Source organism: Acinetobacter sp. neg1 (genome assembly GCF_000788125.1).
Classification (GTDB): domain Bacteria; phylum Pseudomonadota; class Gammaproteobacteria; order Pseudomonadales; family Moraxellaceae; genus Acinetobacter; species Acinetobacter vivianii.
In genome coordinates, this window is record NZ_JSZD01000016.1 from 97728 (window position 1) to 122936 (window position 25209).

23 protein-coding genes are annotated in these 25209 nt (G+C 42.5%); 11 read left to right on the top strand and 12 right to left on the bottom strand.

Going from position 1 to position 25209, the window contains the following annotated elements; translation table 11 throughout:
* Positions 1-321 precede the first annotated feature (321 nt).
* Complete coding sequence (locus PJ15_RS12640; protein WP_047431348.1) at positions 322-2058, top strand: hypothetical protein; 1737 nt, start codon at positions 322-324, stop codon at positions 2056-2058.
* 57 nt (positions 2059-2115) lie between these two features.
* Here PJ15_RS12640 and PJ15_RS12645 read toward each other — a convergent pair whose 3' ends face one another.
* From PJ15_RS12645 to PJ15_RS12665, 5 genes are all read right to left on the bottom strand, one after another.
* Positions 2116-2760 (bottom strand): MBL fold metallo-hydrolase, encoded by a 645-nt coding sequence (locus tag PJ15_RS12645; protein WP_047431350.1) that lies wholly within the window; start codon positions 2758-2760, stop codon positions 2116-2118.
* 29 nt (positions 2761-2789) lie between these two features.
* Positions 2790-3806, bottom strand: a complete 1017-nt coding sequence (gene hemH / locus PJ15_RS12650) for a ferrochelatase (protein ID WP_047431354.1) — start codon at positions 3804-3806, stop codon at positions 2790-2792.
* A gap of 70 nt (positions 3807-3876) precedes the next feature.
* Entirely contained in the window at positions 3877-4905 is a 1029-nt protein-coding gene (locus PJ15_RS12655; RefSeq protein WP_004774177.1) for a DUF4062 domain-containing protein, read from the bottom strand.
* Between the two features lie 95 nt (positions 4906-5000).
* The gene (murI, locus tag PJ15_RS12660) at positions 5001-5888 is read right to left on the bottom strand and encodes a glutamate racemase (RefSeq protein ID WP_047431357.1); all 888 of its coding nucleotides are present in this window, start codon (positions 5886-5888) and stop codon (positions 5001-5003) included.
* 44 nt (positions 5889-5932) lie between these two features.
* Entirely contained in the window at positions 5933-6556 is a 624-nt protein-coding gene (locus PJ15_RS12665) for a DUF1285 domain-containing protein (protein WP_047431361.1), read from the bottom strand.
* A 186-nt stretch (positions 6557-6742) separates the two neighbouring features.
* Here PJ15_RS12665 and PJ15_RS12670 point away from each other — a divergent pair, with 186 nt between their 5' ends.
* Positions 6743-8455, top strand: a complete 1713-nt coding sequence (locus tag PJ15_RS12670) for an electron transfer flavoprotein-ubiquinone oxidoreductase (protein ID WP_004774172.1) — start codon at positions 6743-6745, stop codon at positions 8453-8455.
* Between the two features lie 140 nt (positions 8456-8595).
* Here the strand turns inward: PJ15_RS12670 and tusA are convergent, their stop codons facing one another.
* Complete coding sequence (gene tusA, locus PJ15_RS12675; protein ID WP_047431363.1) at positions 8596-8853, bottom strand: sulfurtransferase TusA; 258 nt, start codon at positions 8851-8853, stop codon at positions 8596-8598.
* Positions 8854-9028: 175 nt separating this feature from the next.
* Here tusA and PJ15_RS12680 point away from each other — a divergent pair, with 175 nt between their 5' ends.
* Positions 9029-9868: an HlyC/CorC family transporter gene (locus PJ15_RS12680; protein WP_004774169.1), complete on the top strand. Its 840-nt coding sequence runs from the start codon at positions 9029-9031 to the stop codon at positions 9866-9868.
* Entirely contained in the window at positions 9865-11424 is a 1560-nt protein-coding gene (gene lnt / locus PJ15_RS12685) for an apolipoprotein N-acyltransferase (protein WP_047431366.1), read from the top strand. The genes PJ15_RS12680 and lnt overlap by 4 nt, the downstream gene beginning before the upstream one ends.
* A 1-nt stretch (position 11425) precedes the next feature.
* Here lnt and PJ15_RS12690 read toward each other — a convergent pair whose 3' ends face one another.
* Entirely contained in the window at positions 11426-11764 is a 339-nt protein-coding gene (locus tag PJ15_RS12690) for a tRNA-binding protein (protein WP_004774166.1), read from the bottom strand.
* 245 nt (positions 11765-12009) lie between these two features.
* On the opposite strand from PJ15_RS12690, the gene PJ15_RS18430 reads away from it, so the two are divergent.
* Positions 12010-12273: a DUF2798 domain-containing protein gene (locus PJ15_RS18430; protein WP_081402771.1), complete on the top strand. Its 264-nt coding sequence runs from the start codon at positions 12010-12012 to the stop codon at positions 12271-12273.
* A 61-nt stretch (positions 12274-12334) separates the two neighbouring features.
* Here the strand turns inward: PJ15_RS18430 and PJ15_RS12695 are convergent, their stop codons facing one another.
* From PJ15_RS12695 to gspF, 3 genes are all read right to left on the bottom strand, one after another.
* A complete protein-coding gene (locus tag PJ15_RS12695; RefSeq protein WP_047431369.1) occupies positions 12335-12679 on the bottom strand; it encodes a hypothetical protein in 345 nt (114 codons plus the stop codon).
* A gap of 261 nt (positions 12680-12940) precedes the next feature.
* Positions 12941-13378, bottom strand: a complete 438-nt coding sequence (gene gspG / locus PJ15_RS12700; RefSeq protein WP_032810915.1) for a type II secretion system major pseudopilin GspG — start codon at positions 13376-13378, stop codon at positions 12941-12943.
* 23 nt (positions 13379-13401) lie between these two features.
* The gene (gspF, locus tag PJ15_RS12705; RefSeq protein WP_047431372.1) at positions 13402-14607 is read right to left on the bottom strand and encodes a type II secretion system inner membrane protein GspF; all 1206 of its coding nucleotides are present in this window, start codon (positions 14605-14607) and stop codon (positions 13402-13404) included.
* Between the two features lie 213 nt (positions 14608-14820).
* Between gspF and PJ15_RS12710 the strand changes: the two genes are divergently transcribed.
* The 6 genes from PJ15_RS12710 to PJ15_RS12735 all read left to right on the top strand — a co-directional run bounded on the left by PJ15_RS12710 (position 14821) and on the right by PJ15_RS12735 (position 22114).
* Entirely contained in the window at positions 14821-17046 is a 2226-nt protein-coding gene (locus PJ15_RS12710) for a primosomal protein N' (RefSeq protein WP_227504697.1), read from the top strand.
* Between the two features lie 103 nt (positions 17047-17149).
* Positions 17150-18967 carry a cation:proton antiporter gene (locus PJ15_RS12715; RefSeq protein ID WP_047431377.1) on the top strand — a complete coding sequence of 606 codons (1818 nt, stop codon included), beginning with the start codon at positions 17150-17152 and terminating at the stop codon, positions 18965-18967.
* 117 nt (positions 18968-19084) lie between these two features.
* Positions 19085-19960, top strand: coding sequence for an Hsp33 family molecular chaperone HslO (gene hslO / locus PJ15_RS12720; RefSeq protein WP_005255398.1), 876 nt, complete (start codon positions 19085-19087; stop codon positions 19958-19960).
* A 119-nt stretch (positions 19961-20079) separates the two neighbouring features.
* The gene (locus PJ15_RS12725; protein WP_004774151.1) at positions 20080-20691 is read left to right on the top strand and encodes a LysE family translocator; all 612 of its coding nucleotides are present in this window, start codon (positions 20080-20082) and stop codon (positions 20689-20691) included.
* 140 nt (positions 20692-20831) lie between these two features.
* On the top strand, positions 20832-21776 hold the full coding sequence (locus PJ15_RS12730; RefSeq protein WP_047431381.1) for a DnaJ C-terminal domain-containing protein: 945 nt from the start codon (positions 20832-20834) through the stop codon (positions 21774-21776).
* An 11-nt stretch (positions 21777-21787) separates the two neighbouring features.
* Positions 21788-22114, top strand: a complete 327-nt coding sequence (locus tag PJ15_RS12735) for a chaperone modulator CbpM (protein WP_004774148.1) — start codon at positions 21788-21790, stop codon at positions 22112-22114.
* Between the two features lie 372 nt (positions 22115-22486).
* Here PJ15_RS12735 and PJ15_RS12740 read toward each other — a convergent pair whose 3' ends face one another.
* Both PJ15_RS12740 and PJ15_RS12745 read right to left on the bottom strand, forming a co-directional pair.
* Complete coding sequence (locus PJ15_RS12740; protein WP_047431384.1) at positions 22487-23710, bottom strand: magnesium transporter CorA family protein; 1224 nt, start codon at positions 23708-23710, stop codon at positions 22487-22489.
* A 130-nt stretch (positions 23711-23840) separates the two neighbouring features.
* The gene (locus PJ15_RS12745; RefSeq protein ID WP_005255404.1) at positions 23841-25160 is read right to left on the bottom strand and encodes a dicarboxylate/amino acid:cation symporter; all 1320 of its coding nucleotides are present in this window, start codon (positions 25158-25160) and stop codon (positions 23841-23843) included.
* Positions 25161-25209 lie beyond the last annotated feature (49 nt).

Sequence of the window (25209 nt, forward strand, 5' to 3'; positions counted from 1 at the left end):
CTACCCTGCCCAAGATATTGTTCGATAATTGTGAGTTTTGGCTAAATTTCGGTAAGTCACACTCAAATTCAGTCTTTCTGCTTAAAAATTGTCTGCCGACAACGCTATTCTTAATAAAAATTTACACATTTTAAATATGTGATTTACATCACAGTAATTTACTTTTTCATGACCTTATGCAAATCTAGTGACAACTGTAGGATTGAATAACAAGACCAAACTACACATTACAACTTATACATTGTTCTGATCCAGTTTCGCACCGATTTATGTGGCATCAGCTTGTTCAATAAAAAGATTTAAATTTACCAGGATGTAAAAATGAATAACGATATTCCTTATCAGCTCAAGCTTTTAGCGACACAAATTGATCCCAATCTGGATGCTGATTGGCAAACGGCACTGATCACACTTTTTTCAGAACATACACCTGAACATTGCGAAAAAATTTCCCAGCAGGTGCTGCAACTCAAAAAAATTCACTGGAACCGAAAGGACAACAGCTTTTCCTATTTGGCCAAACATGACTTTGATATTCTGATTGAGAAAATTTATATCGCTCCAATCAAAGTGTTAGTGAAAAAAATTGCAGCGTCCCTAGAAAAGTTAAAAAGCTATCAGCATGCTTATGAAATTTCAGATTATCTGGAAAATATCCTGAACCAGATTCATGCCATTGAAACCGAAGACGACTTTGATCTACAAGAACAAAAGAAACTGATTCTAAAAGAATTTATCTATGCAGCAGCGCAAATTATTCTGGCAAAAGAAAAGATCATCCTGCCTGATAATCAGCGACATATTAATACCGACATCATTAAAACCTTTATGACCGAGGTTTTTCTCAAACAACAGTTATTAAAATATTCTTTTAACCTTTTGCGTTCGCATCAACTCAGAGCAGAAAAACCTCATATTCTGAAATATTTTCTGTATAAACAACAAAAATCCAGACAACTTGATATCGTGAAAACCTCCAAATATATTTTTGCTTTGGCGCCGAGCAAGGAAGGAATGGTCAATACCTTTTCAATTCGACGTTTCTTACAAGAAGAAAAATTTGAAGGCTGTGACAATATTTATGTGAATTCAGCCATTCTGCATTTAGATAAAATCGACGACATCCACCATCACGAACAATTCGAGTGGCAAATCAGCCGAATCATTACGATTGATAAGCCTGTTAACCAGTATGTTTCAGATATTGTGCGCAATATTGAACTGTATACCAGCAAAACCCTAGTGCCTTTCCTACGAGAGCCACTGCAACCCAATGGGGTATTTATGGAAAAACTGGTAGAACAACGGCTGATTGATTTTGAACAGAAACTCAATAGCAATATTCTTGAACCTGTTGCCGAAGCGCTGAAGCATTCAGTTCATCATCGGGATGAATGTAATTATCTCTATTTAAGTGTCAAACAAACGCTAGATGACCTGATTAGCCATTTTATCGAGTTCCAGTCACAGCCTTCTTTGATCTTTAATAAGCAAGTTAATCTGTTTATTGCCCGACTCAAATCTTATGCCACCTTGCTACAGAAACGGCATTCGGATGTGTTCACGGTGTTTTCTTATGAGGAATGGAAAAAACATCATGCTGAAGCGCTAGAGCCAACCAATATTCTCAAAGACATTAGCTTAGCCTCTCTACAGGAATATAAAGATGCTTTTTCGGAATTAAAAGAGAATCAACGTCAGCTCAAACAAAGTGCTTCGTTTCTGAGCAAGCTTATGAATAAACCTCAGAAAATAAAAGACAATATTCTCAAGCTAAAACTTAAAACAGCACAAATTAAAAAAGATGCACATCAGGAAATTATGCGGATTCAGCGACGTTTTCCATCTCTGATCGTGTATTTAGAATTTGAATCACTGATTTCAATTAACCATAAAGAACGCCATTATGCTTTTCCGACAGGAGAAAATGGCATTACCCGCCTGCCCATTCTGATTCAGATTCCAGAAGATAAAGCCTCTTTCGACTTGCAAAGCATTTGTAATAGTTTGAACTTTGATTTGAATCTGGCCAATCAAAAATGGCTGGAAACCATTTAACCTGCAACAAACTGGCTTGTGTATAACACGCTGCTATACACAAGTTAAAAGGTGCAGTTAGCCTGCTTTGCTTGCCACAAAAGGATTAAATTGCTTTTCATAACCAATGGTACTCATCGGGCCATGACCTGAAATAAACTGGGTATCATCAGGCAAGCTAAAGCATTCGCGCTGAATCGAATCAAGCAACTGCTGGTGATTACCTTTTGGAAAATCTGTACGACCAATCGAGCCTTTAAACAACACGTCACCTGTCCACAACAAACCATGTTTGGCGTTATAGAACATCACATGACCTGGGGTATGGCCTGGGGCAAAACGCACTTCAAACTCATCGTCACCCAGCTTTAAAACTTCACCACCTTCTAACCATTGGTCCACTTTGACAGACTGGGGAATTGGAAAGCCATAACGCGCCGAGACTTCCTGAATCATGTCCAGCCAGAACTGATCTTCCTTATGCGGGCCAATCACGGGGATCTGCCATGTTTCAGCAAGTTCACCGACTGCACCTGCATGATCGAGATGCCCGTGCGTCAACCACAGTGCTTTCACTTTTAGACCCAAAGCTTCCACTTCTTTTTTCAGCACCGCAGCATCACCGCCCGCATCAATCAAAATCGCATCTTTGCTTTCACTGTCCCATAAGATCGAGCAGTTTTGGGCAAATGCAGTAACAGGGACAATTTTGACTTGGAGCATAGCAACCTCTGGCGAAATAAAGCGTCGATTTAACGATGGGCTAAGGTATGAGTGAGTGCATCAAGATTAGCCTGAACCAGACCAGCAAGCAAATCTATATGGGCCTGATCCGCATTCAAGGCTGGAATATAGACATAGTCTCCGCCACCTGCATGCTGGAAAATCTCTTTATTCTGCATCGCCAACTCTTCCAGCGTTTCCAAACAATCGGCTGAAAAGGCAGGACTAATCACCTGTACCGATGTAACCTTTTGTTCACCCCATTGCTGTAACAACTGATCCGTATAAGGCTTTACCCATTCCTGCTTACCAAAACGTGACTGGAAGCTGATCGCCCATTCATCCTCTTTGAGATGTAAAGCTTCTGCCACCAGACGTGCTGTGGTTCGGCAACGGTCTGCATAGGGGTCGCCTTTATCGGCATAGGGTTGAGGAATACCATGAAATGACATCAACAGTTTTTCAGCTTTGCCATGTTGTCCCTGATAATGCAATACGCTATCTGCCAACGCCTGAATAAATAATGGATGCTGATGATAGTCCTTAATAATGGTCAGACCAGGTAAATGACGTTGCTGTGGAATCCATTTGGCAAACGCATCATATAATGGCGCTGTCGAGGTCGCTGAATACTGCGGGAACAATGGCAGCAAAATTACATGTTCTTGTGGATCTTTTGCCAGTTGCGCCAGTACATCATGGATACTTGGTTGACCATAAGTCATGGCCGGTACAACCGTCAGATCAAACTGATGATTTTCTTCTTGTAGGCGTTGTTTAATCAGCAGTGTTTGTTCCAGCACAATTTCACGCATCGGTGAGTCATTCGACCAGACCGAAGCATAAGCTTCAGCCACCCGTTTCGGACGGAAGGTCAAAACAAATAAGTGCAGGATGATCCACCATAATAATTTGGGAATCTCAATCACACGGGTATCAGATAAAAACTGTTTCAGGAAACGTCGTACTGCTGGCACAGTTGCTTCATCTGGCGTACCTAAATTGGCCAGAATCACAGTCACTTTTGGTTTTTGTGTCGCTAACATAGACCGCATCCGCTTTTCATTGGGTTCATACAATTACTTTAGCAGTTTTAGCCCTGTTTGCTAAATTGGATTAATGCATGGTCTTAAATTGAAAAACCCGATTGCTATCCAGCATATTACTTTCCAGTAGTTTCTGTCCTTTTGCGGTGAGCTGCCACAACATACGTTGACGGTCATCACGTCCAGTGGGCACAATCCATTCATTTTGACGCATTTGTAATTTGATCTCATGCAAAGCACGAATATTCACTTGGGCACGAGATACAGCATGCGCCCTTGGCATTTCCTTGCGAGCATCGTCCAAACCTGTCTCATTGAGATATTCGTTAATTCGCTTGGAAAAATATTCTTCTGGTGTCGGGATCACAAAGGCTGAACCGAGAACATTCAGTAATTGCGCCCATGTCATCTTGCGATGTGGCTTAACTTCCTTGAAATTGCCATCCTGATAGGCATGCATTCGATATTCAAATGAATAGAGTTCATGCATCGAAACTTTAGGTACATTGGTCAGCGGATCGGCTTCACGATTGCCCAGTTCGGTTTCCAACTGTTTCACTTTGGCACGTAATGCATCAATTTCATCACGCAATACCTGCGTATTTTGTGGACGCACCCACCCCACCACAGGGTAACGCTCTAGCATCTGCGGCATACTTGAACGTACAGCCAATTCCAGATCTCTCAAAGTACGATAACAAAAGACCTGATCCACTTCGTGTTGTAGCTGTTTTCTAAATTCTTTGAATTTTTCTTTAAGTTCTGGCTTGTGATCATGTAATTTGGCATCACGAGACTCTGGGTCTTCATGCATAAATACAATCACAGGCTTTTGTTTGGTCATGGCATAAATATATTCCAGATGCATATAGCCGACACCTGAAACGGATTGTTCGCCATATTGGCTACCCAGCAAAATCACCACATAATCACAATCATCAATTTGACGGCGAGCAATCGACGTACTGAGCGGGGTGCGCTGTTCCAGCCCCCATGACAGAAATCCCATGCCAACTAATGTTTGTGCGAGAACCGCTCGCTCTGGTTGCATCTCATTGCCAGAGGTAGAAATAAAGACTTGATAACGAGTATCTTGCATAGGCTAGGCCCCAATTCATTGATCAATAATATCAAGTATTTATCTTGATTTTTTATTAACAATTAACCCCAATAAATATATAAATATGGCTCGATTTAGTGATTTCCTATCTCAATCTCGGCCAGATTTTGAATCTTCCATGTTAATTGTTCTGGTATAAGGTGCTGAAGAACGGGTTCTAGTTCGACCGCATTGTTACCACTGACATAACATTGAATACGGGTAATGTTATGACGCAATTTGTCACATAATAACCCATTTTTAATTAAAAGATAGGCAGTTTGTCGCGCAACTGCTTGTCCAGAATCAATTAATTTTAATTTTTCAGAAAAAATCTGACGAATCGCATCTTTCAGGAAAGGATAATGGGTACACCCCAAGACCAGAAAGTCAGCGCCCTGCTCGACCACAGGTTGTAAAATCTGTTGTAGTACGTCGAGACACGCTGGGCTCATCTGCTGCCCAGCCTCAACAAATGGCACCAGCTCCAGACTCGTCACCGTCAACACTTTGACACCAGCAGGCTGTGCAAAGTTTGCCATCACATCTTTAATCAGCTGTCCACGGAAGGTTGCAGGCGTCGCCAGCACCGCCACAACTTTGGATTGAGTTTGAATGACGGCAGGCTTTAATGCAGGTACAAGACCAACGATTGGAAAACGTTCTCCATAATGATCGCGTAAGTAATCCAGACTAAAAGCAGAAGCCGTATTACACGCCACCACCGCAATTTTACAGCCCTGACGATAAAGCCATTCGATTGCCTGTGCAGTCAGTTGACGGATTTCCTGATCTGAACGCGCACCATATGGCACATGCGCCGTATCTGCATAGTAAAGAATACGTTCATTTGGTAAATGTCGTGCAATTTCTTGTGCAACCGATAAGCCGCCAATGCCTGAGTCAAAAACACCAATGGGTGCATCAGCAGATGCGTGTGGCATTGGATCAAGTAAAAGAGGCATGGATTGAACGGCTGTCATATTACACATGGACACTGGTTTATTTACTCTTTTAAGCTTAAACCTCAGGTGCTCAAAAGCAAGACCAAATCACCACTTTTTAGCGTTAAAACCGTGTCACCTTGCGCATTTTCGGACAAAGTTCCGTAGTTGACGAGATGATAAAAACTCTGACGCTGGATCAAGGCATTCATACCAAAACGGACATGCACATAAGGACGTAACTCACCTTCATATTCACGCATAAAAATAGGATGCGCTTCATCTACAATAATTACATCCTGATTGATGGTGGTGAGTTGCAGATAGGTTTTGTCTTCGATTTGCACCTGATCCGCCTGATTGATCAACAATGGTTCATCTTCAACTTCGATTTCAATCTGTTCCACAGGCGTTTTGAGGTAGAATTTGCCGTCCTCTTTCCACAAGACCTTACTGAACAGATCCAGAAGAGCCTGACGTTTGATCAATTGACCTTCGTGCCACCATTCTCCATTGGCTTTTATGCGTAGATCCATTTTGCCACAATGCTTTGGATGCCACTGGTCTAAAGGCGGAATTGACCTTTTGTGACTTTGCTGTACATCATTTAAGTATTGTGCAATGTTCATTAAGTTTTTATCATCAGAAAACATGATTTTTCCCTGATTTTCTAAAGAGTTTTGTGGAGAATCATTTTCATTTATCATAGTTTATGCCTTGCTGACGAGAAAATATGACCGCTCAGCCAATTGGCGAGATCAAGGTTTAAAACTATACTATCCCAAACGTTTGCAAGCACATACTATCATTTGTGTTTGGCAATTAAGAACACTCATGGCAGCGCCGAATCGCAATATTACGGTTGCCACCCTTAAAAATATGAGGAGTCCTACATGGAACACATCGAACGTGAAGCGATGGAGTTTGACGTAGTGATCGTAGGCGCAGGACCTGCGGGTTTATCTGCTGCGATTAAAATTCGTCAATTAGCGATTGAAAACAACCTACCTGACCTTTCTGTATGTGTTGTTGAAAAAGGCTCCGAAGTAGGTGCGCATATCCTTTCAGGTGCTGTACTTGAACCACGTGCCATGAATGAATTATTTCCAAACTGGAAAGAAGAAGGCGCACCACTGAATGTCCCTGTCACAGGCGACGAAACTTATTTCTTATTGTCTGATACCAAAGCGCAAAAAATGCCGTATTGGATGGTACCAAAATCAATGCACAACGAAGGGAACTATGTCATTTCTCTTGGTAATGTCGTGCGCTGGTTAGGCCAGAAAGCAGAAGAGCTGGAAGTTTCAATTTTCCCGGGCTTTGCTGCATCTGAAGTGCTTTACCATGAAGATGGTACGGTAAAAGGTATCCAAACCGGTGATATGGGCATTGGCAAAAATGGTGAGCCAACGCATAACTTCACGCCTGGTTATGAACTTCATGCTAAATATACATTGTTCGCTGAAGGCTGCCGTGGTCACCTCGGTAAGCGCTTGATTGCAAAATACAATCTTGATAAAGATGCTGATCCACAGCACTACGGTATCGGGATTAAAGAACTTTGGGAAATCGATCCTGCTAAACATAAGCCAGGCTTAGTCATGCATGGTGCTGGCTGGCCGTTGTCTGAAACAGGTTCATCTGGTGGCTGGTGGTTATACCACGCTGAAAACAATCAGGTGACTTTGGGTATGATCGTGGATTTATCGTATGAAAATCCGCACATGTATCCATTCATGGAAATGCAACGCTGGAAAACCCACCCAACCATCAAGCAATTCCTTGAAGGCGGTAAACGTATTTCTTACGGCGCACGTGCTGTTGTGAAAGGTGGCTTTAATGCTTTACCTAAACTCACTTTCCCAGGCGGTTGCTTGATTGGTGATGATGCTGGTTTCTTGAACTTCTCAAAAATCAAAGGCTCACACACTGCAATGAAATCAGGTATGTTGTGTGGTGAGGCAGTATTCGAAGCGATTGCTGCGGGTGTTGCAAAAGGTGGGGATCTTGCGATTGCACGTGTGCTTGAAGGCGACGATCATTTCGACAAAGAATTAACTGCTTATACTGACAAATATAACAACTCTTGGTTAAAAGAAGAGTTATATAACTCACGCAACTTTGGCCCTGCAATGCACAAGTTTGGTCAGTGGATTGGTGGCGCGTTTAACTTTATCGATCAAAACATCCTTAAAGTGCCATTCACGTTGCATGATCTTAAACAAGACTTTGCTGCCCTTAAAACTGTAGATGCGTCAACGTTTAAACCAAACTATCCAAAACCAGATGGCAAGTTGACCTTTGACCGTTTATCTTCTGTATTCGTATCAAATACCGTACATGAAGAAAATCAGCCAGCGCATTTAAAACTGACCGATCCATCTATTCCTGTAGATGTGAACTTACCAAAATGGGATGAGCCAGCGCAACGCTACTGCCCTGCTGGTGTTTATGAAATCATGGAAAATGATGATGGCTCTAAACGCTTCCAAATCAACGCAGCAAACTGCGTACACTGTAAGACCTGTGATATTAAAGACCCATCACAGAACATCACTTGGGTAACGCCTGAAGGCGGCGGTGGTCCGAACTATCCAAATATGTAATTCCTTGCGACCTGATAAGACGTTGTCTTATTGGGTCTCACCTTGCGAAGCTTTAGTCGCTTCTCATATCCGAATATGTAATTCAAAATAAAAAATCCGAGTTTAGACTCGGATTTTTTATGCGCTATGCACTTTAAAAGTTAACCTTTCTGCACAAGATAGCGGTATTCAGTATTGCTGTTTTTATCCTGATTTTCTTCTTTGAGCAACAGCTCATGTCCAAGATGCATACAGAATTTTGGAATATCCCATGATGTTGAAGGGTCTGTTGCCAATACTTCAACAATCTCACCTGACTTGGCTTTGCGAATGGCTTGGTGCAACATCATCACAGGTTCAGGGCAACGTAAACCTCGCGTATTGATTTGAACAGCGGGAAGTTTTGGTTGTTCAGACATCATAAAACTCAAATATTCGAATTTTCACATTTTAGCATAAACTGCTCATATAAAAATCATCTGGCCTGTTTTGGAAAACTGTACGTTTTTTACATAGTATTGTTGATGCATATCCGCTTTATCTTCGGTATGATGAAAATCATCTAATTGATATAGAGAGTCTTTAGGAAAGATCATGGTCGAGGAATCCAGTCCGTCGTGGGGTATGCGTGGCTTAAGAAAATGGTTAGGTACCGCACCTGAAACCCGCGATGAATTACTCAAGTTAGTTCAAGACTCACGTCGCTTTTTAGAGCCAGATACTGTTGCTATGCTTGAGGGTGTTCTTGACCTGCCAGCAACAAAGATTCGAGAAGTCATGACACCGCGTACAGCGATCATCAGTTTGCAGGAAGACGATCAATTACTTGATATTCTGCATGTCCTGATCGATTCTGCACATTCGCGCTTCCCTGTATTTTCAGCGGATCAAAGCGATAATGTGGTGGGCATCTTATTAGCGAAAGACCTATTACCTTTTTTAACTGAGCGTAATGTCAAAGTTGATATTCGTTCATTGATGCGCCAGCCTGTGTTTGTGCCTGAAAGTGCACGTTCAGATCAGGTGTTGCGTATGCTGAAAAATACGCAAACGCATATTGCCATCGTGATTGATGAATATGGTTCAACCTCTGGTCTCGTCACCCTTGAAGATATTCTTGAAGAGATTGTCGGCGAAATTGAAGATGAACATGATATTGCGGATGAAGAAGCCTTATATATCGTTCCAGATAATGACCCGACCACAGCAAATACGTGGATTGTGCAGGCACTTACACCAATCGAACATTTCAACACTATTTTAAATGCAGATTTTTCTGACGATGAAGTTGAAACTATGGGCGGTTTACTGCTGCAAGAGATTGGTTTAGTGAGCGATTTACAAGGTCAAACCATTGAGCTTGGCGATTGGCAATTTACCATTATTGAAGCAGATGCACGCACTATTCATCTGATTCGAGCTGTCCGTCAATGAGAACCTATTTTGAGAAGCTGTTAAATTCGTCTCAACCACAAAAACAGCTCCCTTTTATTTTTCCACTTTTGATTGCACTCATTTCGGGTGCAATCTTTAGTTTGGCGCTCGCCCCGTACTATTTCTGGTGGCTTGCGATTTTGTCGCCTGCATTACTCTATGCCGTATTGCGCCAGCGTAGCCCACGTCAGGCCTTTGCGCTTGGCTGGGCCTATGGCTTTGGTTTATGGTTTGTCGGGGCATTCTGGCTCTATACATCCATCCATACCTACGGCGATACCAATGCCTTTTTAAGCGTGTTGATGATTGCCTTTATGGCAGCAGCAATGGGCTTGTTTACGGCATTTCAGACTTGGCTGTATCGTCGCTTTTTCCCCGAGACGCCGCTTACTTTTGCACCCCTGTGGGTGCTGTTTGAGTGGGCAAAAACCTGGGTATTCACTGGTTTTCCGTGGTTATTCGCAGGTTATGCCTTCACTGAACGCCTATTAGATGGTTATGCACCTCTATTTGGTGTTTATGCTGTTTCTTTCGTTGTCATCGTATTGGCCTGTGCGCTGGTCGAGATTTTAAATCGTCGCTGGTTTTGGGCGGTGCCTTCCGCAGTTCTAGTGTTAGGTGCATGGGGCGCTGGATTTATTCAGTTTGTACAACCGAAAGCAGCCAAACCACTGAGTGTGTCTTTGGTTCAGGGAAATATTCCTCAAGATCTGAAATGGTTAACTGAATACCAGATTAAGACCTTAGAAATTTATGCCACGCTGACTCGTGCTGAATGGGGACGTGATCTGATTGTCTGGCCAGAATCCTCGATTCCAATGTTCCAGACCGATATTCCAGAGTTTCTGGAGGCGATGGATGCGCAAGCCCAAAAAACAGACAGTGCATGGGTGACCGGTATTCCGTATTGGGATATGGCGAAGTCGCAGCAAGTCGGTGAGCCACTATATTACAACAGTATTATGGCTTCAGGCAGCGACTCACATGGCTTGTATAAAAAGCAACGTCTGGTGCCGTTTGGTGAATATATTCCATTATCGGGCATGCTGAAATGGGTACTGCCTGCGATGCAGAATGATGTCAGCATGAGTGGTTTTTCTCGTGGTGAATCAAACCAAAAGCCATTAATGGTTAAAGGGCATGCGCTGGCAGCTGCAATTTGCTATGAAGTGGCTTATCCAAACCTGACCCGCCGTAATGCATCGAATAGCGACTTTTTGATCACAGTTTCAAATGATGCATGGTTTACAGGCACTGCTGGGCCTTGGCAACATTTGCAAATGGTACAAATGCGTGCCAAAGAAAATGGCCGTTGGTTTATTCGCGCGACCAATACTGGTGTGACAGCATTTATCGATCAGAACGGTCATATTGTGAAACAGGCACCCATTGATCAAGAAGCCGTGCTTCGTGGTGAACTGCCTGCCATGCAAGGGCAAACCTTGTATAACCGCTTAAGCGATTATCCGATCCTGATTTTCTCACTTCTATTATTGATCGTTGGCTGGATTTACCGTCCACGTAAAGTCGATATTTCGTTTAAATCACGTCGATAAATCACAACAACTTTGTGCCCAGAGGAACATCAAACTCTGGGACGCAAAGTGCCACCTCTCCTTCCGCATTATGAAATCCTGTGACCAGACATTCAGATTGAATCGGGCCAATCTGTTTCTTCGGGAAGTTCACTACGGCAACCACCAGTTTTCCAATCAAGTTTTCAGGCTGATAAAGTTTGGTAATTTGGGCACTGGATTTTCGGATTCCTAATTCTTCACCAAAATCAACTTGCAAGATATAGGCTGGTTTTCGCGCTTCTTTAAATACTTCAGCCTGTACAATCCGACCGACACGCAACTCCACTTTGGTAAAATCATTCCATTCAATTTGTTGCATTTACTTATTCTCTTCGATTTTTTAAAGTCATATGGAATATAGAGGATCTCTATTTTTAAATAAAGATGCTCATTTTTCATTCCCTATTCTGATCCTTCATGTTAAATTAATTTTGCTCTTTATAAAGCCGTAAACGTTTACGTCAATCAACGTGCCAACATATCTCCAACAACGTTTGGAGCTATTTGATCAAGATATTTCATATTTGATCAGGCACTGGCGTTTGTTGGTTTACGGAGAAAAAAATGCAAAATTTCAAAGGGTCTTCTTTTCGTTTTCAAAAGATTCCAAATCGTTACGCCACCGTAGTTTTACCTTTGTTCCTATCTATCATCATGACCTTTATCGTGTCGTGTATTAGTACTTTACGTAGCATGGGATTAGAACAGTTTTCTACTCACATCTGGCTATCCGCATGGGGAATTTCGTGGTTAATTGCCTTCCCTGTTTTACTTTTGGTCTTGCCAATCGTACGCAAAATTACCTTTTTGTTTGTTCGCGCTGGCTAAATTCAGGCAATAAAAAACGTAGATTTCATATCTACGTTTTGACGTTCAATATTTTAATCATTTAAAAGCTTATCGATAATTGCACGCTTAAATAGGCAACCAGACTAGATAAAAATAACATCGGAATATAACGATAAGCCTTAAATAAAAACTGCTCATATTTAGAAATCAGGTCAACATGATGCCAGACCGTGGTTTTCAAGGCACTTAAAAAGCACAAGACAAACCAAGCACTTAACATGCTTAATGCAAAGAAACCAATCATAATCTGACTACTTCCCTCAGTGGCTTGCCATAATGTTAAAGCACCTTCACTAATAGGTAATAAAGTTAAAATGAGCAATACAGATTTAAGCATTGCCCAATGAAACTGATTCAGTTCATCTAACATAAAAAATGCTTTCATCTGATTTCTCACAGTTGGTTTCAATGGTCTGAATTTATTATGCAAAGCTTTGATCTAAAGAAAAAGTCTATTTTTCTGCATAATTTCTTTTTCTTGTAACTATTAAATATGGGAATAATTCTTATTATAACTCTCACATATTCAATATTTTATTCTATCTTTATTTTTCAATGATTTATTAATTAATTTCGAATTAAGAAACATTATCACTTCACTCTAGATTTAATAATTCAAAAGTGAAGTGATATTTTTATTCAATGATTAAGGCTGATAATAAATATCGGCATCATTGCCTTCGCCGCCTTCTTTACCATCCGCACCAAACGAATATAAATCAAATGGACGGCCTTCACGACCTGGAATGACATACTGTAAATCATTTTCCCAACTGTCTTTTGGATAGCCACCTTTCACATAACCACCAGGTAACCAGTTTTTCGCTGTTGCTGGCTGGTTGACCAATGCATCTAAACCACCATCTTGCATCGATGGGTAACGACCATTGTCCAGCTTATATTGATCCAAAGCACCCGCAACACCTTTTAAGGTAATACTGGTGGTATCCACTTTGGCTTTTTCACCACGACCCATCACGTTTGGAACGATCAGTGCAGCCAAAACACCTAAAATTACAATAACAACCATCACTTCTATTAACGTGAAGCCAGATTGCTTCACATATATTTTTTGATTCTTCATATTCATCTCTTTCATGTCACTCATCAGATCATATTGTTCATATTAATAATTGGCAACATTACCGCAATCACAATCACCAATACAATTGCTGCCATAAAAATCAGCATCAAGGGTTCAAGCAAGGCCAGTAAAGTTGAAATAAAGGTGGTCACCTCACGATCCTGCATGGTCGATGCCCGATCCAGCATACGATCCAGTTCACCAGAGGCTTCACCACTTCGGATCATTTGTACCATCATCGGAGGGAAATAACCGCAGCGTTCTAGTTGTGTTGCCAAATTACCACCTTCTGTTACACGCTCCATCGCCACTTCAATCGCATCCCGAATTACCCAGTTATTACTGACTTCGGCACCAATACGTAAGGCTTCCACCAAAGGCACACCCGAGCGGGTCAAAATAGATAAGGTACTGGCAAAACGTGCCGCATTTATACCACGCGAAAGTTTACCGAATAGTGGCAATCTGAGCGTTAATCGGTCAAATGCATAATGCCCTGCATTGGTTCTTAAAAATCGGGTAAATAGAATGATGGCAATAAAGGCAAGAATAAGCATGCCAATCCAGGTATGCCGAATAAAGGCGCTGGCTTTCATTAAAGCAACCGTGATCCACGGCAAAGCTTCTTTACTTTGTTCAAAGGTTTTGACGATTTCTGGCACCACATAAGTCATCAAGCCCATCACAATACCGAAAGACATCAGCATCAGTACAATCGGGTAAATCATCGCACCCTGAACTTTCTTCTGCATGGCAAAACGGTTTTCTGTGTAGTCCGATAACTGATCCAGAATCAGATCAAGATGACCTGAACGCTCACCCGCAGCAACCGTTGCAATATATAGTTCGGGAAAGCGTCCTGACTGTTGCATACTTTTTGCCAGTGAGTGCCCTTCCAGTACTTTGGAACGTACTGCAATCAATAAATTTCGGACATGCGCTTTTTCACTTTGTTTACTGACCGCACGGAGCGCTTCTTCCAATGGAATCCCTGCCGCGACCAACACTGAGAGTTGACGCGTCATCAATGCTAAATCATAAGCGCTAAAGCTTTTTTTAAACCATGAACGCTGTTGTTGTTTATCTTTTTGTTCAACCGCATCGACCGCAATTGGTGTCCATGCTTTATCGCGTAACTGTTGGCGAATCTGGCGTGCGGAATCCCCTTCCAGCACACCTTTATGTTGCTTTCCTGAGGCATCGATAGCAGTAAATTGATAAGCAGGCATGGTTCTGTTCTAATTGTCCCAAAATAGTCGTTGTTAAGTGCATCCGTGTATGGCCTGAGGAACGTGGTTCCACAAGAAATTCATCGACATAACGCACAGCACTTTAGCATAATTCTATGAGATGCCGTCATGCCTTATTTAAGTTGTTTTAAGCGATCATACAACTTAAAAGGCTGAAAATATCAACATACACTTTACATGAATGAAGCCTATATGCCGACCCAAAATTCTAGCGCTATTGTTTACCGTATTCGCGTTGCCATACCTGTATATCTGTATGACACCTTTGATTATACGGTCAGTGCAGAGCAATATGCTCAGGCACAAGTCGGTGCGCGTGTTGCCATTTCATTTGGGCGGCAAAATCTGGTGGGTCTCATCACTGAAAAAGTTGACCCAGACGAAGTATTTACAGGTCAGTTCAAACTTAAAGCCATCACGGAATTACTCGATCAGGAAGCGATTTTAGACCAACAAGTTTTAACTTTGTTGACATGGTCAGCCCAATATTATCAATTTCCGATTGGTGAGGTCATGCAAAGTGCCTTACCGGCGTTACTCAGACAAGGTCGTGCCTTAGATATCCTGTTCCATCTATGGAAAATTACGCCACACGATGACCCTGCCTCTTTATTAAAACGTTCACAAAAACAATATGAAGCCTATCAGGTGCTAAAGCTACATCCGCATGGCACCACTGAAAATGTCTTGAATCTTAGTGGCGTCGAGACTTCGACCCTGAAAGCACTGGAAAAGAAAGGTCTGGTCGAATGCTGTCTGGAACCGCATGATTTTACTCCGACACCAGTGCAATTGGCGCAAGTTCCGTTAACACCGAATGAAGATCAGAAAAAAGCCATTCAACAGATTCTCAAGGCACAACATCATTATCAGGCCTTTTTACTCGACGGTTTGACGGGAAGCGGAAAAACAGAAGTTTATCTGCAAGTGATGCATGAGGTATTAAAACAAGGCAAGCAGGTACTGGTGCTGGTGCCAGAAATTGGCCTGACCCCACAAACCGTTTCACGTTTTAAATCACGCTTTCATTGTGATATTGCCTTGCTCCATTCAGGTCTAAATGACTCGAAACGTTTACAAGCATGGCAACATGCGCAAACGGGCAAAGCCTCGATCATTATTGGTACACGTTCTGCGATTTATACCCCATTGCCAAATCTGGGCCTGATCATTTTAGATGAAGAACATGACCTCTCTTATAAGCAGCAAGAAGGTTTCCGTTACCATACCCGTGATGTCGCCTTATATCGAGGACATTTGCAAAACTGTCCTGTGATTCTCGGCTCAGCCACCCCCAGCATCGACAGTTATCATCTGGTTGAGTCAGGAAAATTACAGCTCCTTGAACTGAATCAGCGTGCAGGCGTAGCAGTGTTACCGAAAATGCATGTGGTGGATTTAAAGATTGCGAAAAAGCAGCATGGTCTCAGCCAGACCTTGATTCAGCAAATTAAACATACTTTAGAGCGCAAAGAACAAGTCCTGATCTTTTTAAACCGACGTGGCTATGCACCCATCCTGATGTGTGAAAGCTGCGGCTGGCAAGCCAACTGTCCGCATTGTGATGCACACTTCACGCTGCATTCACAGCCTTACCATTATTTGCATTGTCATCATTGCGGTACTATCAATCGTTTGCCAGATCATTGTCCTGAATGCAAAAAACAGAGTTTGAAAACGATTGGCGCAGGAACGGCGAAGCTTGAGGAACATTTACAAGAACTCTTCCCGCACAATGAAGTGATACGGGTTGACCGTGACAGTACCAGCCGCGTCGGTAGCTGGCAGAAAATTTATGATCGGATTCAGCAAAACAAGCCGAGTATTTTACTGGGTACGCAAATGCTGGCTAAAGGTCATCACTTCCCGCATGTGACACTTGTTGCGATTCTGGATATTGATGCAGGTCTGCTCAGCGTTGATCCGCGCGCGCCTGAACGAACAGCTCAATTGATTGTGCAAGTGGCTGGACGTGCTGGACGTGGCGAGCATAAAGGTAGTGTGTATTTACAAAGCTTACGCCCTGACCATCCAATGCTGACCACACTGATTGAGCATGATTATCGTACCGTCGCCAAACAAATGCTGGCTGATCGCAAAATCGCCCTGCTACCGCCTTATCGTTATGCCGTACTGGTTCGGGTTGAATCTAAAGACCGTGACTATAGCCAACAATTTCTAGCGGATATTGCCCAGCAACTTAGAACAATGGCTGGCGATCTGGTTGATATTTGGGGCCCAATCCCTGCCCCTATGGAGCGTAAAGCAGGCCGTTATCGTGCGCATATGGTGATTTTGTCTACTGATCGGGCAAAACTGCACTTTTATTTGCGTCAATGGTGGCAACAAGTGGTACATTTACCTCGACAGCATCAACTCAGACTTTCCATTGATGTTGATCCACAAGAGTTTAGTTAAGATACTTTAGGCATACGTTATAAAAGACACGTCACAGGATTGGTCTTTTTAACCTTTACTCATTTGAGTTAGTCTACAAAGAATAGAAAAATTGAGGCATTCGATGTCCTTACTGCTACCCATTATTTTTTTACTGGCTGCGACTTTAATTTTTGTTCCATTGGCCAAGCGCTATATGGGCACCACTGTTTTGGGTTATCTCATCGCAGGGCTTGTACTCGGTTCTAATGTCTCAGGGCTGGTTGAAGATCCTCAACTGATTCAATCATTGCTCGAGCTGGGTATGATTGCGGTCATGCTCTTTCTAGGTCTTGCGTTTCGACCAGTACAACTCTGGGTAGAGCGTCGAAGTATTCTTAAACATAGCGGCTTACCACTTGCAATCATTATCCCAATTTTAATCGGTGCCTGTTTCCTACTGTTGAATCAATTGCTGACCAGTCTCATTCTTGGCTTCGCACTGGCACTCTCCGCGGTTACTTTAGTGCAGCAACTACTACAGAAAAAACACCAACTGCATAACCAGTTGGGGCAAGCCTGTTTAGCCACACTGCAATTTCAGATTTTTATCACAGTGGTTCTGATTGCGCTTTTTCCTTTGCTAGAAGAAACCGCATCTACAAGACATGGGATTGCTTATTTTGCTGCAATTATTGCCACGATTTCGGGTCTGTTTCTCGCCAGTCGCTATCTGGTACGTCCAGCCTTCCGCTTTTTAGCACAAAAAAACAGTATCCAACTTATCCCTGTGCTGAGTGCCTTGATCATTGTCTCGGTCATTCTAATTATGGATATTTTGAATATTCATGTCTTGATTGGTGCATTTTTAGCAGGCTTATTATTAGCAGAAACCGAATTCAAAGCTGAAGTTGAACGTATTCTTGACCCCTTTAAAGATGCTGCAATCGGGTTGTTTTTTTTGGCGATTGGTCTCGGTCTTTCGCTTGAACCCCTCGCTCAGACGCCATTATTAATCTTAGGTTCAATCTTTGGATTGGTGCTGATCAAGGCGGGTGTTATTGCAGCAATCCGTTATTATCAGCAACGCCATGCCAGATTCAGCACCTTGTTTGCAATCACCTTGGCTCAAAGTGGTGAACTCACTTTTATTCTACTGAAACTGGCAGAAAGTGAAGATCTGCTCAGCAAAGCCTTATTACAACCTGCCTTACTGATTGTGTTCGGTTCGATGTTATTGACGCCTCTGCTGTACTGGCTCTTTGATGCAGAAATTTTGCCACGATTGCAGAAAAAAGTACCCGTTGCGCCTGAAGATGTACCGCAACATCCGATTCTGATCGTCGGTTTTGGACGCTTTGGACAAGTGGTTGCCCGAGTTTTGCATGCGCAAGGCAAACAATTCAGTGTGATTGACAGCAACCAACCTGATGCTGACTTTATTGAACAATATGGACATCGTTTTTTTGATGCCGACGTGACTCAGGTCGACAACTTGCGTGCTGCGGGAATCGAATACTGCAAGCTACTAATTCTCGCAATTGATGATGTTGAAGACAGTATGAATCTGGCGCGTTATCTGCGTTTGAATCATCCCGACCTGACGCTGTTTGTGCGGGCACGCGACCGTCATCATGCCCATTTACTCAATGGTTTAGGCATCCAATATATGTGGCGTGAAACCTATGCCGCTTCGCTGGATATGGCTCAGCAGGCTTTAGTCGAAACTGGCCTGTCAAATCTTGATGCACAAATGCAGATGGAACGTTTTAAGCAACAGGATGAGCTACTTCTTATCCAGCAACATTGGGTACAAGAACAGCAAGAGATTGTTGAACATTATCCAAGTGCGATTGCAGAACTTGAGTATTTGTTTGAAAACACAAAAACTTTGCAGCCAGATCGCATGCGCAATGATCAAAACACACAAAGTGATGCAAATTCACTCAATGAAACATCTTGAGTTTTAGCAAACTGACACCATTATTGACTGCATACATGCACCTTTTTATAAAGCCTTAAGTGCTTTTCAAAGCAGCGCATTGCTTTGTTTTCCCTGTGCGGGATACTGGAGAAAAATATGTCTGATTTACGCCAACGCTTTTTTATTGAGGACTGCCCTGTTCGCGGTGAAGTGGTGCATCTGGAAGAAGCATTGCAAACCATTTTGGCGCAACGTGAATATATGCCTGCAGTACAAAGCCTGTTGGGCGAAATGTTAAGTGCAACAGCATTACTTGCCAGCACACTGAAAATCCGTGGCCGTATTAGCTTACAGATTCAGGCAAGCGGCACCTTTAAATGGGCAATGGCTGAATGTAACCACTTAGGTGAAGTTCGTGCTCTGGCTGATTATGAAGAAGATCCAAGATTTGTAGAAGGTCATGATAGCCGCACGGTACTTGCAGCGTTAACCAATCCAGTTCTGTTCATTAATATTGAACCTGAGCACGGCGAACGCTATCAAGGGATCGTACCGCTTGATCAACCGACCTTGGCAGGTTGCTTGACGCAATATTACGATTTATCGGCGCAGATCCCGACGCATATCGTATTGGCGACCAACAGCAAACGTTCAGGTGGTTTATTGATTCAATTACTTCCTCGTAATGATGAAGAAGAGCAAAAAATGGTGGACGAAGACCTGTGGCCTCGTCTGACCATGCTCACTGAAACCTTGAAACCAGAAGAGCTGACCGATCTTTCAGCCAATGAAATCCTCTATCGTTTGTATAACGAAGAAGAAGTGCGTTTGCCTGAAATTGAACAGTTAAAGTTTGGTTGCACCTGCTCTAAAGAGCGTTGTGCCAATGCATTGATTCAGATTGGTGTAGATGCGGTACACGAAACTTTAGAAGCACAAAACCCGATCCAGATGGATTGCCAGTTCTGTAATACACGCTATGAATTTACAGCAGAAGAAGCTTTGGCTTTATTCGGTGAACATTTAAGTTAATTTACCCAATGTTCAAAAATAAAAAGAGACGGGCTTCCGTCTTTTTTTATTTTGTATTAAGGTCTACCCGATAAAACAATTTTCAAATCTCCCAATAATATCGACCTTATGATTAAGCTATGAATTACTTCGAATATTTGCTGTTTATTGTGAGTGTGGTGGTCCTCATTGCCACGCCCGGCCCTGTGATGATTCTGGTAGCCAGTGCCGGACTCAAAGGCGGTTATAAAAAAGCTTTACAGACCATCTTTGGAACCAACTTTGCTTCTTTAATCCTGATTTTTATTTCAGTGCTGATTCTCAAAGGCTTTCTCACCATTGATGAAAATTACTTAAAAGCCATTCGGGTGCTAGGTTGCCTTTATATTGCCTATCTTGGTTATAGCATTATTAAAGAAGTCATTCAGGCACCGCATCCAACTGCAATTCAAACCGTATCGGCACAAAATGGTGGTTTTAAGAAAGGGTTTCTGGTCGGAATTTCCAATCCTAAAGATATTATTTTCTTCTCGGCATTTTTCCCGCAGTTTATTTCAATTTCATCCAATATCAATTTTAGCCTCAGTCTATTAACCGTGACGTGGATCGTTCTGGATTTCTTGACCTTATCTTTGGTGTATCTGTTCTTCCGTCGCTTATCGCAAAGCAGTATTTATCCAAAAATTCTCGGTTTATGCGGTGCCTTGCTGGTCTTGATTGCGCTCTATGGTCTAATCGAAACCTTTATCTAGACGTTCAACCAAGCCAAATAAAATTATTTACGCGCTCATTTCTGATTCAAACAGAACAAGTCTTATACAATCGAATCCATTGAAATCTCTTGGATTCGTTTCATAATGAAAGAAACACAACATTATTATATTTAAAGATCATGGCAAAAAATTATTATGAAGAGCTAGGTGTTTCCAGAGATGCCTCAGCAGATGAAATCAAAAAAGCCTATCGAAAACTGGCGCGTAAATATCATCCTGACATTAGTAAAGAAGCGGATGCGGAAGCCAAAATGCAGGCGATTAATGTCGCCTACGACACCTTAAGCGATAGCACCAAGAAAGCCGAATATGATCAAATGCTGGATCATCCACAAGGCTTTTCCAACTTTGGTCAAGGTAACCAAAGCGGTTTCGATGGTTCGCAGTTCTATCGCCAGAGTTCAGGTGAAGGGGCAGATTTTAGTGGCTTTGAAGACCTGTTTGGTCGTTTTGGATCAGGCTTTGGTGGCGGGCAACAACGGTCTCAACGCCAACAACGTAGCTATCGTGGTGAAGATCAACATGCCAGTATTGAGGTCGATTTAGATATCGCCTATCACGGATCAACCCAGCAAATCACGCTACAAATTCCGACTTATAACGTCTATGGTGAGCCTGAGGTTCAACGCAAAACCTTAGAAGTTAAAATTCCAAAAGGAATGAAAGAAGGCCAGCAAATCCGTCTCAATGGTCAAGGCCAGAGTGGTATCAATGGCGGCGCAAATGGCGATCTTTATATCGAGATTCAGTACAAGGATACTGACCGTATTCGTGTTGAAGGTGCTGATGTATATCAAACCATTGATGTCAGCCCTTGGGAAGCGGGTCTCGGGCAAAGTATTGAAGTCGATACCCCTGCTGGGCAGCTCAAAGTGAACTTGCCGAAAAATGCCAAGAATGGGCAACAGTTACGTTTAAAAGAGAAAGGTATTCCGAACAAGACTGCGGGGCATCTGTACCTGATTATTAATATTGTTTTACCGCCAGCGCACAGTGAGCAAGAGCAACAGGCTTATCAACAATTTGCCGAAGCCTTTGCTGCATTCAAACCTCGTGCCTCATAAGGAGTAAGATCATGACAACGATTCAATACAAAGAAATTCAATATGACGGTCACTGCCAAGTTGAAATCATTGATGAACAATTGGCACTTGATCTTGAACACTTTGCAGAAGCATGTGGTCAAAGTACCGAATGGGTACTCAAACTGATCGATTATGATATTTTGCAAATCTCTGTCGATCCGCAAAGCTATCAGTTTATCGGTGAAGATGTCAGTCGTGCTCGACGTGCCTATCGCCTGCAACGTGATTTTGATGCAAGCCTGTCAGCAGTAGCCGTGATGCTGGATTTAATCGATGAAGTGCAACAGCTTCGCAAACAGCTCAAACATTTTCATTAACCAATATTCTTAATTTAACGAACAACTAGATAAAATCTGATACTCGAGGGGGTCATCCACAACCTGAGCGAAGATAAACAAAGCACTGCTTTGTCTGAAGCGCAAGACGAACAGCTATGCTGTGAGTATGGTATCAAAAGTGAACCTTGCGGAGCTTTAGTCGCTCCTCATGTGGATGACGGTGCCTTTGCTCTTGCGAAGCTTTAAACGCTTCTCAGGGCGAAACCAAAGTAAGGCGAGCCTGAACGAACCAAAGCGATTAAAGCTTTGGTGAAGTGCAAGACGAAGTAGTTAATCCTGAGAACGGATGAGAACTCAGTATGACTCCGCTTAAAATTACTTTTTAACAATGAAATATTTGAACGAAATCTGTTATTTCAGCTTGGTCATTTTCTCCACTTCTTTCAGCGTTTGCTTAATCGGTTCGTAGTCCAGAAACCATAGCAAATTCAGATTACGCTGCTTATGTTGCTGTGCAAGCAAATCAATCACACTCCGTTCACCGCGTCCAACCAGATGCTGACGATAGAAATAATATAGCAGCAACACGGTACTCATCAACATTACGCCCAGCATGATCCAGAATCCGACAGGTGATTTCAGTCCAGGAATAAACTCAAAGTTCATCCCATATACACCCGTTAATAAGGTCAATGGCGCAAAAATGGCCGTAATAATCGCCAAGATGCGCATGTTTTCATTGGTTTGATTGGCAATCGCAGAAAAGTGCAAGTCGATAGCCGACTGAATCGCATTACGCAAACGTAAGGTATGTTTCTGTACCCGTTCGACATGGCTCATCAGATCATTCAAACGCACCAGCAAGATGTCTTGCGCCTTATGCTTATGCTCACCCACCACATGATGATAATTATCGACCAGCTCATCTCTAAACTCCTGCAAAGTTTCAATCTGCTCCTCACATAAATTTTCAATTTGCTGAAATGCCATGTCTTCATGAAATAACTGATGCCATTGCTTAAATCGGCGATTACCCTGTAACAACTGCTGCTGCCAATATTCAACCCGACGTGTTAACGGTGTGCGCAGATTCAGATAACCATCAATCATGCTGTTCAGCAAGCGCAAGCAGAGGTCTGCGGGCGTCGCAGGTAATTTACGTGGTTTATTCTGCTCGGCAATCGGACGTCCCATAATGGTCTGTAGACGTTGTATATAGCTTTCGACGGCCTGATTGCCCTGCTCGCGTACACTCACCAGAAATTGTGGCGTCAGGATAAAACTCATTGGCGTGGTGGCGAGCCCAAAAACACTCTCATGGGATTCCAGAACATTCTCACTTTCAAGAATTTGGTCATCTGGGCTAATTAATTTACGGAACACCAAGAGATCGTATTCTTCAACCGTATCAAAAGCACAAGGATGCTCAATATTGAGTAAATCGCGCATATGGAATTCATTCAAAACCAATCCCGTATGCCGACAAATATCGCTTTGCCACGTCTCGGTATGATTGACCAGATCCTGTCTTAAACTATCGACCCACAAAAATTCCAGCGCGTGTTCTGCTTGTTGTTCTGTACTAATAAAAATTGTATTTTCACTGTTATGGCGATAAAAATAATAAAGCTGCATAGGACAATATGAATTTGGATAGCTACTGAAATGCTGCCATGAAGCGTCGTAAAAAGCTATCGCTATTCAACCCGCTATTTACTGCACAATAAAAAAGCCTCACATGGAGGCTTTTTTAACAGATAAAAGATTATGCATCTTCTTTAACGATACCGTGCTTTAACGCCAGATCGAGTTGTTCTTTATCTAATGCCTTATCCCATTTCGCAACTACGATAGTCGCACATGCATTTCCGACAAGGTTGGTCAATGCACGACATTCAGACATGAAACGGTCAATACCTAAAATCAGCGCCATACCTGCAACTGGAATTGCGGGTACAACTGAAAGTGTAGCTGCCAAGGTAATGAAGCCTGCACCAGTGATCCCTGCTGCACCTTTAGAGCTCAGCATTGCCACCAATAAAATGGTGATCTGTTGAGTCAGCGTCAATTCGATATTACATGCCTGCGCGATAAACAAGGCTGCCAAGGTCATGTAAATATTGGTACCATCCAGATTAAATGAATAGCCTGTCGGAATGACCAAGCCGACCACTGATTTTTCACAGCCCGCCTTTTCCATTTTTGCCATCAATGAAGGTAATGCTGCTTCAGATGAACTGGTACCGAGTACCAACCAGAGTTCATCTTTAATATAACGAATCAGATCAATAATCGAGAAGCCGTTATAACGTGCGACTGCACCCAGAATCACAATGACAAACAGTAAAGCCGTAATATAGAAGGTCGCAATCAGTAACATCAAATTACCAATCGAGCTAATCCCATACGCACCAATCGTAAAGGCCATTGCACCAAACGCACCAATTGGCGCGAACTTCATCAACATCCCAACCAAGGTGAAAACTGGATTGGTCAATTGTTGAAGAAAGTCTGTGACTGGACGGCCTAAATCACCTGATTTTGCCAAAGCCAAACCAAATAATACGGCAACGAATAGAACCTGAAGAATTTGTCCCGATACGAATGGGCTGACCAACGTATCTGGAATAATATTCATTAAGAAGCCAGTAATCGAAGATTCATGCGCCTTAGCTGCATATTCATCGACTTTGGTGCTGTGCAAGGTACTTGGATCAATATTTAAACCATGACCTGGCTCAATCACATTTCCGACAATCAGACCAATAATCAAAGCCAAGGTTGAAAAGGTCAAGAAGTAAATCATTGCCTTCGCGGTGACACGCCCAACACTTCCAATATTTTTCATCCCTGCAATCCCTGTTACAACCGTCAGGAAAATCACAGGAGCAATGATCATTTTCACCATTTTAATGAATGCTTCGCCCAGTGGCTTCAAGCTTTCACCAAACTCAGGAAAGAAATGACCAAGTAGTATCCCCGCAACAATTGCGAAGATCACTTGTACATAGAGAATTTGATAGAACTTTGGTTTCTTGGGAGGTTGTTGGTCATCTTGACCTGCGGCTACATGATCGACAAGCATGTGCAATATTCCTTCATATTGAGATGAACAAATAGACTTCCGACTGTCT

Excerpts from the sequence above, each read along its gene's own strand:
- PJ15_RS12640 (WP_047431348.1), top strand. The coding sequence starts at position 322 with ATGAATAACGATATTCCTTATCAGCTCAAGCTTTTAGCGACACAAATT.
- PJ15_RS12645 (WP_047431350.1), bottom strand. The coding sequence starts at position 2,760 with ATGCTCCAAGTCAAAATTGTCCCTGTTACTGCATTTGCCCAAAACTGC.
- hemH (WP_047431354.1), bottom strand. The coding sequence starts at position 3,806 with ATGTTAGCGACACAAAAACCAAAAGTGACTGTGATTCTGGCCAATTTA.
- PJ15_RS12655 (WP_004774177.1), bottom strand. The coding sequence starts at position 4,905 with ATGCAAGATACTCGTTATCAAGTCTTTATTTCTACCTCTGGCAATGAG.
- murI (WP_047431357.1), bottom strand. The coding sequence starts at position 5,888 with ATGACAGCCGTTCAATCCATGCCTCTTTTACTTGATCCAATGCCACAC.
- PJ15_RS12665 (WP_047431361.1), bottom strand. The coding sequence starts at position 6,556 with ATGATAAATGAAAATGATTCTCCACAAAACTCTTTAGAAAATCAGGGA.
- PJ15_RS12670 (WP_004774172.1), top strand. The coding sequence starts at position 6,743 with ATGGAACACATCGAACGTGAAGCGATGGAGTTTGACGTAGTGATCGTA.
- tusA (WP_047431363.1), bottom strand. The coding sequence starts at position 8,853 with ATGTCTGAACAACCAAAACTTCCCGCTGTTCAAATCAATACGCGAGGT.
- PJ15_RS12680 (WP_004774169.1), top strand. The coding sequence starts at position 9,029 with ATGGTCGAGGAATCCAGTCCGTCGTGGGGTATGCGTGGCTTAAGAAAA.
- lnt (WP_047431366.1), top strand. The coding sequence starts at position 9,865 with ATGAGAACCTATTTTGAGAAGCTGTTAAATTCGTCTCAACCACAAAAA.
- PJ15_RS12690 (WP_004774166.1), bottom strand. The coding sequence starts at position 11,764 with ATGCAACAAATTGAATGGAATGATTTTACCAAAGTGGAGTTGCGTGTC.
- PJ15_RS18430 (WP_081402771.1), top strand. The coding sequence starts at position 12,010 with ATGCAAAATTTCAAAGGGTCTTCTTTTCGTTTTCAAAAGATTCCAAAT.
- PJ15_RS12695 (WP_047431369.1), bottom strand. The coding sequence starts at position 12,679 with ATGAAAGCATTTTTTATGTTAGATGAACTGAATCAGTTTCATTGGGCA.
- gspG (WP_032810915.1), bottom strand. The coding sequence starts at position 13,378 with ATGAAGAATCAAAAAATATATGTGAAGCAATCTGGCTTCACGTTAATA.
- gspF (WP_047431372.1), bottom strand. The coding sequence starts at position 14,607 with ATGCCTGCTTATCAATTTACTGCTATCGATGCCTCAGGAAAGCAACAT.
- PJ15_RS12710 (WP_227504697.1), top strand. The coding sequence starts at position 14,821 with ATGCCGACCCAAAATTCTAGCGCTATTGTTTACCGTATTCGCGTTGCC.
- PJ15_RS12715 (WP_047431377.1), top strand. The coding sequence starts at position 17,150 with ATGTCCTTACTGCTACCCATTATTTTTTTACTGGCTGCGACTTTAATT.
- hslO (WP_005255398.1), top strand. The coding sequence starts at position 19,085 with ATGTCTGATTTACGCCAACGCTTTTTTATTGAGGACTGCCCTGTTCGC.
- PJ15_RS12725 (WP_004774151.1), top strand. The coding sequence starts at position 20,080 with ATGAATTACTTCGAATATTTGCTGTTTATTGTGAGTGTGGTGGTCCTC.
- PJ15_RS12730 (WP_047431381.1), top strand. The coding sequence starts at position 20,832 with ATGGCAAAAAATTATTATGAAGAGCTAGGTGTTTCCAGAGATGCCTCA.
- PJ15_RS12735 (WP_004774148.1), top strand. The coding sequence starts at position 21,788 with ATGACAACGATTCAATACAAAGAAATTCAATATGACGGTCACTGCCAA.
- PJ15_RS12740 (WP_047431384.1), bottom strand. The coding sequence starts at position 23,710 with ATGCAGCTTTATTATTTTTATCGCCATAACAGTGAAAATACAATTTTT.
- PJ15_RS12745 (WP_005255404.1), bottom strand. The coding sequence starts at position 25,160 with ATGCTTGTCGATCATGTAGCCGCAGGTCAAGATGACCAACAACCTCCC.